The 13,285-nt window shown below is 50.5% G+C and carries 13 protein-coding genes; 2 read left to right on the top strand and 11 right to left on the bottom strand.

The features are described 5' to 3' along the window. Window positions 1-8: 8 nt before the first annotated feature. The 10 genes from atpA to mnmG form a co-directional block, all read right to left on the bottom strand. The gene (atpA, locus tag ACXAF9_RS11760) at window positions 9-1,553 is read right to left on the bottom strand and encodes a F0F1 ATP synthase subunit alpha (protein WP_475074326.1); all 1,545 of its coding nucleotides are present in this window, start codon (window positions 1,551-1,553) and stop codon (window positions 9-11) included. Window positions 1,554-1,568: 15 nt separating this feature from the next. After that, the gene (locus ACXAF9_RS11755; protein ID WP_475074324.1) at window positions 1,569-2,105 is read right to left on the bottom strand and encodes a F0F1 ATP synthase subunit delta; all 537 of its coding nucleotides are present in this window, start codon (window positions 2,103-2,105) and stop codon (window positions 1,569-1,571) included. 12 nt (window positions 2,106-2,117) lie between these two features. Then, window positions 2,118-2,588 carry a F0F1 ATP synthase subunit B gene (locus ACXAF9_RS11750; protein ID WP_475074322.1) on the bottom strand — a complete coding sequence of 157 codons (471 nt, stop codon included), beginning with the start codon at window positions 2,586-2,588 and terminating at the stop codon, window positions 2,118-2,120. Window positions 2,589-2,661: 73 nt separating this feature from the next. Further along, the gene (atpE, locus tag ACXAF9_RS11745; RefSeq protein ID WP_475074320.1) at window positions 2,662-2,901 is read right to left on the bottom strand and encodes a F0F1 ATP synthase subunit C; all 240 of its coding nucleotides are present in this window, start codon (window positions 2,899-2,901) and stop codon (window positions 2,662-2,664) included. Between the two features lie 79 nt (window positions 2,902-2,980). Next, entirely contained in the window at window positions 2,981-3,802 is an 822-nt protein-coding gene (gene atpB, locus ACXAF9_RS11740) for a F0F1 ATP synthase subunit A (protein WP_475074318.1), read from the bottom strand. Between the two features lie 21 nt (window positions 3,803-3,823). Next, window positions 3,824-4,240, bottom strand: a complete 417-nt coding sequence (locus ACXAF9_RS11735; protein WP_475074316.1) for an ATP synthase subunit I — start codon at window positions 4,238-4,240, stop codon at window positions 3,824-3,826. A gap of 191 nt (window positions 4,241-4,431) precedes the next feature. Then, complete coding sequence (locus tag ACXAF9_RS11730; protein WP_475074314.1) at window positions 4,432-5,340, bottom strand: ParB/RepB/Spo0J family partition protein; 909 nt, start codon at window positions 5,338-5,340, stop codon at window positions 4,432-4,434. Between the two features lie 42 nt (window positions 5,341-5,382). Then, window positions 5,383-6,198 (bottom strand): ParA family protein, encoded by an 816-nt coding sequence (locus ACXAF9_RS11725; RefSeq protein WP_475074312.1) that lies wholly within the window; start codon window positions 6,196-6,198, stop codon window positions 5,383-5,385. Window positions 6,199-6,267: 69 nt separating this feature from the next. Continuing rightward, window positions 6,268-6,855: a 16S rRNA (guanine(527)-N(7))-methyltransferase RsmG gene (gene rsmG, locus ACXAF9_RS11720; RefSeq protein WP_475074516.1), complete on the bottom strand. Its 588-nt coding sequence runs from the start codon at window positions 6,853-6,855 to the stop codon at window positions 6,268-6,270. Window positions 6,856-6,920: 65 nt separating this feature from the next. After that, a complete protein-coding gene (gene mnmG, locus ACXAF9_RS11715; RefSeq protein ID WP_475074310.1) occupies window positions 6,921-8,813 on the bottom strand; it encodes a tRNA uridine-5-carboxymethylaminomethyl(34) synthesis enzyme MnmG in 1,893 nt (630 codons plus the stop codon). A gap of 1,064 nt (window positions 8,814-9,877) precedes the next feature. Here mnmG and ACXAF9_RS11710 point away from each other — a divergent pair. Together ACXAF9_RS11710 and ACXAF9_RS11705 are read left to right on the top strand one after the other, a co-directional pair. Continuing rightward, window positions 9,878-11,281 (top strand): uracil-xanthine permease family protein, encoded by a 1,404-nt coding sequence (locus ACXAF9_RS11710; protein WP_475074308.1) that lies wholly within the window; start codon window positions 9,878-9,880, stop codon window positions 11,279-11,281. 32 nt (window positions 11,282-11,313) lie between these two features. After that, entirely contained in the window at window positions 11,314-11,976 is a 663-nt protein-coding gene (locus ACXAF9_RS11705; RefSeq protein WP_475074306.1) for a TetR family transcriptional regulator C-terminal domain-containing protein, read from the top strand. On the opposite strand, the gene hmpA is transcribed toward ACXAF9_RS11705, so the two are convergent. Continuing rightward, window positions 11,977-13,200 (bottom strand): NO-inducible flavohemoprotein, encoded by a 1,224-nt coding sequence (hmpA, locus tag ACXAF9_RS11700; protein ID WP_475074305.1) that lies wholly within the window; start codon window positions 13,198-13,200, stop codon window positions 11,977-11,979. Window positions 13,201-13,285 lie beyond the last annotated feature (85 nt).

The raw sequence follows: 13,285 nt of genomic DNA, 5'->3' as shown, positions 1-13,285 counted from the left end.
CGAAGTGCTTACCAAGTCTGAGTTGACTTGAACTTCTCAATACCTGCTTTGAACTTAGCAGCGATGTCGTCGTTGTAGTTACCTGATTTGTTGATGTCACCCATCAGGTCGGCGTATTCGCTGTTGAAGTAAGCAATCAATGCTGCTTCAAAGTCTAGGATTTTGTTCAGTTCGATGTCGTTCAGGAAGCCTTCGTTCGCTGCGAACAGGGACAGACCCATTTCCGCAACAGACATTGGCGTGTACTGCTTCTGCTTCATCAGCTCAGTAACAGCTTGACCGTGTTGCAGCTGTGCACGCGTTGCATCATCAAGATCCGATGCGAACTGAGCAAATGCCGCCAACTCACGGTATTGAGCCAGAGCCAGACGAACACCACCACCCAACTTCTTGATGATCTTCGTTTGAGCAGCACCACCTACACGGGATACCGACAGACCTGCGTTGATCGCAGGACGTACACCTGAGTTAAACAGGCTAGTCTCAAGGAAGATCTGACCATCTGTGATGGAGATAACGTTGGTTGGTACGAATGCAGAAACGTCACCACCCTGAGTTTCGATAACAGGCAGAGCTGTCAAAGAACCGGTTTGACCTTTCACTTCACCGTCGGTGAATTTCTCTACGTAGTCAGCGTTAACGCGCGCAGCACGTTCCAGCAGACGAGAGTGCAAGTAGAATACGTCACCTGGGTACGCTTCACGACCTGGCGGACGGCGTAACAACAGGGAGATCTGACGGTAAGCCCATGCTTGTTTAGTCAGGTCATCGTATACGATCAGTGCGTCTTCACCGCGGTCACGGAAGTATTCACCCATTGTACAACCGGTGTATGGCGCCAAGAACTGCATTGCTGCAGGATCAGCTGCACCCGCCGCAACAACGATGGTGTGATCCATCGCGCCGTGCTCTTCGAGCTTACGTACAACGTTAGAAATCGTAGACTGCTTTTGACCAACCGCGACGTAGATACACGTTACGCCTGTATCTTTCTGGTTGATGATCGCATCGATTGCGATTGCTGACTTACCAATCTGACGGTCACCGATGATCAACTCACGCTGACCACGACCGATTGGAACCATCGAGTCGATCGCTTTCAGACCTGTTTGAACAGGCTGATCAACCGATTGACGAGCGATAACGCCAGGCGCTACTTTTTCTACTGCGTCAGTCAGTTTCGTTTCGATAGGACCTTTACCGTCGATCGGGTTACCCAAAGCGTCAACCACGCGACCTTTCAGTTCAGGACCTACAGGTACTTCAAGGATACGGCCAGTACAACGAGCCGTCATGCCTTCTACCAGATTCTGGTAATCACCCAGTACTACCGCACCTACCGCATCACGCTCAAGGTTAAGCGCCATACCGTAAACGCCGCCAGGGAATTCGATCATTTCCCCGTACATTACGTCAGCAAGACCGTGGATCAGGATGATACCATCGGATACGCTAACGATTGTGCCCTCGTTACGGGCTTCAGAAGACACATCCAGTTTCTCGATGCGCTTCTTGAGAATCTCGCTGATCTCAGATGGATTCAGTTGCTGCATGATTATTCCTCAATCTCAGGCTTTCAGTGCTTCGGCCAGTTTCGCCAAACGTGCGCGAACTGATGCATCGATCACCAAGTCATTTGCGCGAATCACAACACCACCTAGGATCTGTTGATCCACTGTGCTGGTCATTCGTACTTCGCGACCCAGTTTAGCGCTCAGCGCCTGAGTTAATTTCTGTTGCTGCTGCTCATCCAGCTCGTAAGCAGTGGTCACGTCGATGTCGACGGACTGCTCTTTAGCGGCTTTGAGCTGCTCGAACTGCTTGCTGATCTCAGGGAGCAAAGCCAAGCGATCGTTTTCGGCGAGCAGGCTGATCAGGTTTTTACCTGAGTCATCCAGATACTCTTCGCAAACGGAAATCAGTACTTGTGCTTTTTGCTCGCTGCCCAGCGACGGGGTGTTCAGGACACTGGCTACTGTGCTATCTGCGGCTGCGATTGCAGCCACATTCAGCATAGCTGACCACTGGTCCAAAACCCCTTGTTCGTTCGCAAACTCGAAAGCAGCTTTCGTGTAGGGACGAGCGACTGTATTGAGTTCAGCCATCGTAAACCTCGCTTAAAGCTCCGCTGCCAGTTTATCAACCAGCTGAGCGTGGGCTGCTTTGTCGACCGAGCTTTCCAGAATCTTCTCAGCACCCGCTACAACCAGAGTTGCAACTTGAGCACGGAGTTCTTCTTTAGCACGGTTAACTTCCTGTTCGATTTCAGCCTGTGCTGACGCTTTGATGCGGTCAGCTTCCGTACGAGCGGAATCTTTGGCTTCTTCGATCATCTGGTTAGCCCGCTTATTAGCCTGTTCGATGATGGCGGCTGCTTGCTCTTTGCTTTCACGCATATTCTCAACGGCTTGTTCTTGAGCCAGTTGCAGATCACGTTTAGCGCGTTCAGCAGCGTCAAGGCCTTCAGCGATCTTCTTTTTACGCTCTGCCAGGGCACCGGTAATCGGTGGCCACACGTACTTCATGCAGAACACAACGAAGATAGCGAATGCGATGGCCTGACCAATGATGGTTAGATTGATATTCACGCCATTACCTCTCGCGGTTGTTCTAAAAAGTAGTTATTCAAAAAGGACGTAGGATCCAAAAGACGACTACTTATTAGCCCGCAACAGCGAACATCAGGTACATGCCCAAACCAACACCGATCATAGGTACCGCGTCAACCAGACCCATTACGATGAAGAAGTTAGAACGCAGCAGAGGAACCAGCTCAGGCTGACGAGAAGCACCTTCAAGGAACTTACCACCCAGCATACCGATACCTACAGCAGCACCGATAGCAGCCAGACCCATCATCAGTGCAGCAGCCAAAAGAACTAGCGCAGTTGCCATTTCCATCAGATTTTCTCCAAGTTTTTCAAAAGTTAAGGTTAAAGTTTAAGTTAAGTTTTTTGGTTTACCGTTCGGTTAATTCCGCTTAGTGATCATCGTGTGCCATGGCCAGGTAGACAATCGTCAAGACCATGAAGATGAACGCTTGCAGCGTGATAACCAGAATGTGGAAGATCGCCCATGGTACAGACAGAACCCATTGCAACCAGAAAGGCAGCAGAGCAATCAAGATAAAGATCATTTCGCCGGCATACATGTTACCGAACAGTCGTAGTGCCAAAGAGATTGGCTTGGCCAGCAGGCCTACGATTTCCAGGAACAAGTTGAACGGCAGCAACCATTTACCCAGCGGGTTGAAGGCCAGTTCCGCGAAGAAACCACCAAAGCCTTTCTGCTTGATGCTGTAGTAAACGATTAGGAAGAACACGCTGAACGCCATACCCAAGGTTGCGTTTGCATCCGTGGTAGGTACCACTTTCATGAAGTGAATGCCCATTTGACCGGCGATGTAAGGAATCCAGTCAACTGGCACAAGGTCCATCAAGTTCATCAGGAAGATCCAGACGAAGATGGTCAGTGCCAAAGGTGCGATGACGGCATTTTTGTAGTGAAAAATACCTTTAACGTTGTCATCGACGAATTCGACAATCATCTCAATGAAGTTTTGTGTGCCGCCAGGTACGCCTTCTGTCACGCTTTTCGCTACTTTGCGGAAAAGCCACAAGAAGAGCATACCTAAACCGACAGACCACAACATGGTGTCCACGTTGATTGCCCAGAAACCCATCTCAGCCGCTTCTTGCGCAGAGTGCGCAAAACTCCAACCGTTCTCTGGGTGGTTACCAAAGGTCAGGTTGGTTAAGTGGTGCGATATGTATTCTGAGGATGTGATCGTTCCGCTAGCCATTCTCAGTTCTCTCGTTAAGGTTCAAAGTTTCAGGAAACGGTTATTCAACTTGATCTGAAGCACACTGTTAGAGATGTGCAGCAGGATCAGGGTTGAAAATATGGAAAATGGACTTATCTCTTTCACTAGGAAGAAGACCATCGCCAGTAACACGATGTAAATCATCATTTTCCATATTTCACCGATGTACATATCCGCCAGCGCCGCTTTGGCCGAGCCAAAGTTACGCAAGGATAGAGCGCGGTACGTAAAATAGGATTGCGGTAAAAGGTACACCAAGCCGCCCAGCCATGCTGAGATCGCGTGTACGCTGCCAAAGATCATCCCTATGGCGCCTGCCAGTAACGCGATGCCGGCCTGTATCCACAAGATTCTAAAAGCGCGTTGTCGGGTAACCCGTGTGTGTTTGCCCGGACGTTTAGTGTGCTCTTCGATCACGTGTCAGACTCTTTTTATGCCCTATTTTGGAACACTCTATCCAAATAGCGTGCCGATTATATGGGGTTCGCGGGCGTTTCTCAACCAGCTATCCCCTTGATTTGCACTAATGTCTTAGCACAGATCATACTTACGTTCTGCCTTCTTATACCGAAGGGTTTTAGCCGTGGGCCTTTCGACCCCCGTTTTTATTATTCGGCTTTCATTTTTGCCAGCAAAGATTCTAAGGATTCTGGCGAGTCATACGCGATGGTGATCTTGCCTTTGCCTTTGCTGTTTTGATTGATGGTGACCTTCGTCGACCACTCTTTCGAGAGGGATTCTGCGATGGATTCCAACTCGGGCACAACGATTTTCTCGGTCTTTTTTGGTTTGTGAGCGCTAACTTCAGCCCATTTACGCACCAACTCTTCGGTTTGACGCACCGATAAGCCTTGGCCGACCACTTCGTTTGCGGCGTTGATCTGATCTTCAGCTTCAAGCGCCAACAGTGCACGCGCATGCCCCATTTCAATATCGCCGTGTTCCAACAATTTGCGCACATCGGGCGTGAGTTTCATCAAGCGCAACAAATTTGCCACCGATGAACGAGATTTGCCCACGGCGTTGGCGACTTCTTGTTGGGTTAACTCAAACTCATCCTGCAAGCGTTGCAGAGCGATCGCCTCTTCCATCGGGTTCAGGTTTTCGCGCTGGATGTTCTCGATCAAGGCCATCGCAATCGCGGCATCGTCAGGGACGTCTTTGATCACCACAGGGATCTCAGTTAGACCCGCGATTTTAGACGCACGCCAGCGGCGTTCACCGGCGATGATCTCGTAACGCCCTTCGGTTTCGATGGGGCGGATGACAATCGGCTGCATCACGCCTTGCGCTTTGATGGAGTTGGCCAAGTCTTCTAGGGCTTCTGGTTCAAGATCCCGACGCGGTTGATAGCGCCCAGGTTCAATGGCCTCGAGCGGCAAAGAACGGTAGCCATCACCAGAGCCTGATTCGGCCGCGGTATCTGACTGGGTGGATTCATCTGACGGGGTTTCTGGTGTGTTTACACTGGCCAACAGCGCATCCAGACCTCGACCTAATCCTCGTTTCTTTGCCATGGGTAGTTCCTATTTCGATCACTGCTCCTGAACCTTAGCGGTTCAGGCTTCTGGGGTTTCGGCCGGCATCTCTGCTTTGGCCGCTTGTTGCTCTTTTGCGGTTTTACGGATCAGTTCACCGGCTAAGGCCAGATACGCAACCGATCCGCGGGAATTTTTATCGTACAAGAGGGCCGGTAAACCGTGCGACGGTGCCTCGGCTAAACGCACATTGCGAGGGATGACGGTGCGATACACCTTATCCCCAAAGTATTCGACCAAGTGGGTCGATACGTCTTTGGTCAGGCTCATGCGCGGGTCAAACATGGTGCGTAAGATCCCCTCGATCTTTAACGATGGGTTCAAACGCTTGTTGATCTTATCAATGGTGCCCACCAGCGCACTGATCCCCTCAAGGGCGTAGTATTCGCACTGCATCGGGATGATCACACCGCTGGATGCGGCCAAGGCGTTGACGGTCAGTAAGTTCAACGACGGCGGATTGTCCATCAGGATAAAATCGTACTCATCGGCAATCTCAAGCAGCGCCATTTTCATACGGAACTCACGGCGCGGCATCTGCAACAGCTCAACTTCGGCCGCGGTTAGATCACCATTGGCACCGATCACATCGTATTTCACCGGCAGATTTTTCAAGATCGCTTCGCGAATCTCGCACTGACCGGTCAACACCTCATAGGAGGAGTGATCCAACTCATGCTTGTCCACACCGCTGCCCATGGTGGCATTGCCTTGTGGGTCCAGATCCACCAACAACACCCGTTTTTTCGTAGCCGCCAACGAGGCTGCCAGATTCACACAGGTGGTGGTCTTACCGACACCGCCTTTCTGGTTGGTAATGGTCAGAATCTTTGCCACGCTTTCCTCACGCCGTCTCTGATTGGAGAACTTTACTTCCGAGCGCGGCTCGTGCCGCCCCTGCATCGGTTATTGAGCTGTCAGGACCATCAGATGGCGCTCGCCATCGGTTCCGGGAACCTGCAATTTGTGATGCGTCTTACAGACAATGTCTTTGGGTAATTGATCCAGCTCTTCGCTAGGATACAGACCTTTCATGGCCAAAAAAACACCCTCGCTCGCACACAGTTGTCGAGTCCAAGTGATCATATCAGACAAGGAGGCAAACGCACGCGAGATCACCTCATCAAACGGTGGCGCATCGCACTCTTCGGCACGCCCGTTGATGATGGTCAGATTCGATAATCCCAACTCCAATTTCACCTGGTTTTGAAAGCGGGTTTTCTTACCGTTGCTGTCGAGCGTGGTCACCGAAAGATCGGGACGGCAGATGGCGATCACAACCCCTGGCAATCCTGGGCCACTGCCCACATCAATGAGGCGCGGGCCATGGACGTGTTTTAAGACACTCAAGGAGTCGACCAGATGACGATCGACCATCTCCAGAGGGTCACGAATCGCGGTGAGGTTGTACGCTTTGTTCCACTTCACCAACAAGGAGAGGTAGTGCACCAGTTGATCGATCTGAGCATCGCTGATCAGATCGGCCAAATCCATCGCTTGAACACGCAGACATAGACGGGCACGTTCGGCGGAGTAGTCGCTGATGTTAAAGCCCGCCATTAACCTGCCACCTTCTGATTTTGAACCATCTGGTGCTTTTTCAGATACACGCTCAAAAGTGAGATCGCCGCAGGCGTCATCCCCTGAATACGCGATGCTTGCGCTAAGGTTTCAGGCAACTGAGTTTTCAGCTTACTTTTGAGCTCATTCGAAAGGCCACCCACCGCATCGTAATCAAAATCACTTGGCAGCGGCATGTCCTCTTGCTGGCGCATCCGCTCAATGTCCTCAAGCTGACGTTGGATATAGCCATCGTATTTGAGTTGGATCTCGACCTGCTCGGCCACTTGTGGGTCTTCGACCGCTTCGCCCTTGAGATTAGCCACATCGGCGTAGGTTAACTCTGGGCGCTTGATCAGATCGGCCAAGTTGTATTCGCGCGCCATCGGGGAGGAGAGCTTATCCGCGATGTGATCAGCCGCTTCGGTTTTAGGTTGTACCCAAGTGCTCTTAAGGCGCTGCTGTTCAAGCTCGATCGATTCGCGTTTCTTGCAGAACGCCGCCCAACGCTCATCACCTACGATGCCAAGTTTGCGACCGATTTCGGTCAGGCGCAGATCAGCGTTGTCTTCACGCAGGATCAAACGGTACTCGGCACGGCTCGTGAACATGCGGTAGGGCTCGGAGGTACCCAAGGTGATCAGATCGTCCACCAAGACACCAATGTAGGCTTCATCACGGCGCGGATACCACTGCTCTTTGCCCAAAGCGCGAGCGGCGGCGTTTAAGCCGGCCAACAAACCTTGCGCACCGGCTTCTTCGTAACCGGTGGTGCCGTTAATTTGCCCAGCAAAGTAGAGCCCGTGCATGTGCTTGGTCTCGAGCGTGTGTTTAAGATCCTGCGGGTTAAAGTAATCGTATTCGATCGCATAACCTGGACGCAGAATGTGTGCGTTTTCAAAGCCCTTGATCGAGCGTACCGCTTCTAACTGAACATCGAAGGGTAAACTCGTTGAGATACCATTTGGGTAAAGCTCGTGTGTGGTTAAGCCCTCTGGCTCAACGAAGATCTGGTGCTGATCTTTATCGGCAAAGCGCATGATCTTATCTTCGATTGATGGGCAATAGCGTGGGCCCACCCCTTCAATCACACCGGTGTACATCGGTGAGCGATCTAAGCCTTTGCGCAAAATCTCGTGGGTCCGCTCGTTGGTGTGAGTGATGTAGCAGCTGATCTGACGTGGCTGATCCGAAGCTTTGCCCATAAACGACATCAATGGCGTTGGGAAATCCCCGGGTTGCTCCTGCATCACAGAGAAATCAACGGTACGAGCATCGATTCTGGGTGGGGTACCCGTTTTTAAGCGATCCACACGAAACGGCAGTTCACGTAAGCGTTTGGCCAGCGCGATGGACGGTGGGTCACCAGCACGGCCTCCAGAGTGATTCTCCAAGCCGATGTGGATTACACCGCCCAAGAAGGTACCGGCGGTGAGTACAACAGAGTCAGCAGAAAAACGAATTCCGGTTTGGGTCACAACGCCTTTGACCTGACCGTTCTCGACAATCAGATCATCCGCCGCTTGTTGGAACAGCATCAGGTTAGGCTGATTTTCCAAGATCTCACGCACAGCCGCTTTGTACAGGATGCGATCCGCTTGTGCACGGGTGGCTCGAACCGCTGGCCCTTTACGTGAGTTGAGAATACGAAACTGGATACCGCCTTTATCAGCTGCTTTGGCCATGGCGCCATCTAAAGCATCGATCTCTTTTACCAGATGGCTTTTACCAATCCCGCCAATCGCTGGGTTACAAGACATCTGACCCAAAGTTTCAATATTGTGGGTCAGTAACAAGGTTTTGGCGCCCATGCGTGCAGACGCCAATGCGGCTTCTGTACCGGCATGACCTCCACCGATAACAATGACATCAAAACGATCTGGATAATCCAAAGCTGAAACCCTCACCTGATTTAACTGATAACCCGTTGATTGAACGGCGATTGAGCGGCGCTGTAAGACAGAGGCTTACGCGGTCATTCGATCTCTTCCCGTTTTGGAGAAGAACTCAATTCGAAACGGTCGAGCATTATACAGTGCTGTTGATCAGGAAGAAATGTATAAAATTTGATCAGATGTGATTTTTCTCTTTTTGATTAACCCTTTTTTAAGAACGTAGGTCTTTAAGAGCTCTTAATACATATAAAGAGAATATGAAAAGTATAGATAGATAGTAGTTATGGTTATTATTAGTCAGGCACTTTTCTGTGATCAATCGCTTAAAAAATAGTTATTTCAATAGGTTACAACAATCATAACTACGGGAGAAAGCGGTGATTCTTGTGCGTATTCCCTTTGGATAACGTGAGGATAAATAGGCGTGTTTTCCACAGCCGATTTTGTTCACAGGGTTAATCCAAACTTATCCGACCTTACACACACCGGTTATTCACACCCCCTGGTTAAAGGCCCTTCTTGTTCACAACTGTGCGAGTAACCCACCGATATCCTGTGAATAATTCTGTGTAAAGTGTGAATAATTAATTATTCCCCCTTTTCCACTTTATCCACACCTCTCGATCATCCACAAAGGATAACCCATCGAAAAAGAAGGGTAAAACTTGGTAATACAATCAGTTAGCGCATTGGATAACTTCGGATGTGGAAAACTTATGTGAATGAAATTGTGCAAAAAAACTCGTTCTCGCGTGTTGATCAGGCGTTAGCGCATCGGTTATGCACATCCCATTAAAGCGATCTATGCGCCTTTTTTAGGCACGCTCACAGCATACGAGCAGATTCAGTGCAGCCTAGCTATCGCTCTGAACTGATATGCCTTAAGCGGAATCCGATTTTTAGCACAACGAAATCAATGGATTAGGTTTTAGATAAAGGAAATAAACGCCATTTCTGATCATTTGGTCAGGTTTTTGCAAAGTGATGACCATCCACTGTGGTTCTTTATAGAACACGGTCTTACCCACATAAAAACCGACCTCTTTGGTCTAGGAGCTTGTATGAAATCGCAAGGATCGGAGAATCCAGATCTACTCTACCCGCTGGATTCTAAGCCCCCAGTGATGGAATCCACCTTCGCAGCGCTGCAGCATGTGTTGGCCAGTTTTGTTGGCATCATCACCCCAACATTGATCATTGGTGGGGTGTTGGGTTTAGGTGAACACATCCCGTATTTGATCAGTATGGCCTTGATTGTCTCTGGTGTGGGTACCTTTATTCAGGCACGCCGACCACTGGGTGTGGGCGCAGGCATGGTCTGTGTACAAGGCACAAGCTTTGCGTTTTTAAGCTCCGTATTAGCGGCTGGGTTCATTGCCAAAGGCAAAGGCGGTGGCCCAGAAGAGATCCTTGCCTTAATCATGGGGGTCTGTTTTTTAGGGGCGTTTGTTGAGATTGTGCTTAGCCAATTCATCGACAAGCTGCGCCGTATCGTCACACCTTTGGTCACCGGCATTGTCATTACCATCATAGGGGCCAGCTTAATTAAAGTCGGTGTGACGGATCTGGCCGGTGGCTTTAAAGCGCCGGATTTTGGCAGCGCGGCCAATCTGGCCTTGGGTGGCTTTGTGCTTTTGACCATCATCGTCCTAAACCGCTCGTCCAATCAATGGATCCGCTTATCCTCCATCATTATGGGTCTTGTGGCCGGTTTCATTGTGGCGGCGATGATGGGCAAAGTGAGCTTTGCCAATCTGTCCACATTGCCACTGGTCAGTGTGCCGATGCCGTTCAAATATGGGGTGGATTTTGATTGGTCCGCCTTTTTACCGATTGCGCTCATCTATCTGATTACGGCGATTGAATCGACCGGCGATTTGACGGCCAACTGCCTTATCTCCAAACAGTCGATTAAGGGGGAGTCTTACCTTAAACGGATCAAAGGGGGCGTTCTGGGTGATGGGATTAACTCCATGCTGGCGGCGGTGTTTAACACCTTCCCGAACACCACGTTCAGTCAAAATAACGGTGTGATTCAGCTCACTGGGGTGGCCAGTCGTCATGTGGGCTATTACATCGGTGCGATCTTAGTGGTGCTGGGGCTTTTCCCGATCATCGGTGGTGTATTGCAAAGCATTCCAAAACCGGTATTGGGCGGCGCCACTTTGGTGATGTTCGGTACGGTCGCCGCAGCGGGCATCAAAATCTTGGCCGAAGAAACTCTGGATCGCCGTAAAATGCTGATCATGGCGGTGTCCTTTGGAACCGGTTTGGGCGTGGCACTGAACCCAGAAGTGTTAGGGCAGATGCCAAAACTGGTGCAGAACATCTTTGGTTCGGCGATCACCACAGGTGGGCTTAGCGCGATCATTTTAAGCTTAGTACTGCCAGAGGAGAGCGCAGAAAAACCGGCCACTCATGCAAAGCCCAGCGTGGGTGATGCTAAACTGACTGAAAGTGTGTAATTCACGTCCTATCGGTTTTTGAGGAGAGAAGCGTGATCCTAACCTTAGCCTCGCACGGCTCGGATCGCCCTTGTGGTGGACGCATCCGACAAAAAAACGAAGAGTTGATCATTCGTGCCGCCGAAGAGGAGTTTGCACTGCATGGTTTTAAAGGCGCCAGCATGCAAAAGATTGCGGATCGCGCTGCCCTGCCCAAAGCCAATTTGCACTACTATTTTAAGAACAAGTTGGGGTTGTATGCGGCGGTGTTATCGCAAGTGATCGATCTTTGGGATCACTCACTCAATGAGTTAACCGCCGACTTACACCCTCGTGATGTATTGCCTAACTACATTGCCGAGAAGATCCGCTTCTCTCGTGAATACCCATTGGCCTCGCGGTTATTCGCCAAAGAGATCATCAGCGGTTCGCCGCTGTTAAAAGCCTACTTTGAAGATGATTACGCCAAGTGGTTTTCGAGCCGTATTGCGGTGTTTCAAGCTTGGATTGATCAAGGCAAGATGGACCCCATTGACCCTGAGCATCTGATCTTTTTGCTTTGGTCTTCCACCCAGCATTACGCCGATTTTGGTGTACAGATCGAATCGGCCTTGGGGCGATCCCCGCTGGCCGATCACGATTTTGATAAAGCCACTCGCACGTTAACCCATATCCTGCTTAAGGGGTGCGGTGTGGATAGCTCAACTCCCCTTTGATTAGGCTTCAAGCGATTGGTGCGGGCCAAACAACTCGTAATGGATCTGGCTATCGTCCACCCCGTGCGCTTTAAGTTGCTGATAGACCGCCTTCATGAACCCGATGGGGCCGCAAAGGTAGATCTCAGCCTGCTGAAGGGGCAGGTTCGGTGCATCCGAAAGCGTCATTTGCCCTTCGAATTGATATTCGGATGTTTCATTTTGTGCCCTTTGGTACCAGGTGTAAGTGGTTAACGCCAAGTTACCTTTAAGAGCTTCGGTGCGCGCTTTAAAGGCGTGCGTGTCTTGGCTATCGGTGGCGTGCAGATAAAAGATCGGAGCACTGTTGGCTGAGTCCGTTTCTGCAGTCGTTTTCTGGGCCAAAGATTCGAGGATCGATTGCATCGGCGTTAATCCAACCCCAGCACTGATCAACACGAGCGGTTTGGGAGAGGCTTTGAACACAAAATCCCCCGCGGGCGCGTAGGCTTCGATCACATCCCCCTCTTTGATTTCATCGTGAAGGTAGCAGGATACGACACCCGCAGGTGCGCCATGGCCCCGATCTTCTCGGCGAACTGAGATGCGATACGAGCGAGCGTTAGGCGCATCCGAAAGCGAATATTGACGGATTTCCGTGTACGGCGAATGGTTCGGCTGCACAGAGATACTTAAATACTGCCCGGCTTGATAGTCTAAGACCGCTTGTCCATCTTCTGGCACCAGCACAAAGCTAGTGATAAGGGAGGATTCGACGCGCTTTTCTTGGACGATGAAGCGGCGCAGTCCTTCCCAGCCACCTTTATGACTTGCATGCTCTTGATAGATCGCTGCCTCTCGTTGGATAAAGACATCCGCTAATACGCCGTAGGCTTCACTCCATGCCTCTTCCACCTCGGGGGTAAAGGCCTCGCCAGCTAATTCGCGCAGGGTTTCGATCAGATGATGGCCGACCACTTGGTAATGCTCTGGCTGAACATTAAACCCGGTGTGTTTTTGCGCGATGCGCTCGATGGCGCTTTTTAACGCCGCCGGGTTTTCGATATGGTGAGCGTAGGCGGCAATGGCATCAAACAGAGCGACCTTTTGTGCGCCCGAGTGCTGGTGGCTTAGGTTAAAGATGTTTTTAAGCTCTGGGTGATGTGTAAACAGGCGGCGATAAAAGTGATCGGTAATGGCTACGCCTGCGCTTGCTAAAAGTGGAATGGTCGCTTTTACGGTATCAATATGGTGTTGGGTTAACATGTTCGCTCCTGATCGTAAGATGAATATCCTTCCTAGAGCGAGCTTTATGCCGTGTTTTAAAAATACAATAAAATCAATTGTTTAT

The organism is Neptunomonas sp. ABH4_499, from assembly GCF_056160565.1.
The sequence above is the reverse complement of the archived record's forward strand: the minus strand, read 5'-3'. Positions and strand labels throughout refer to the sequence as shown.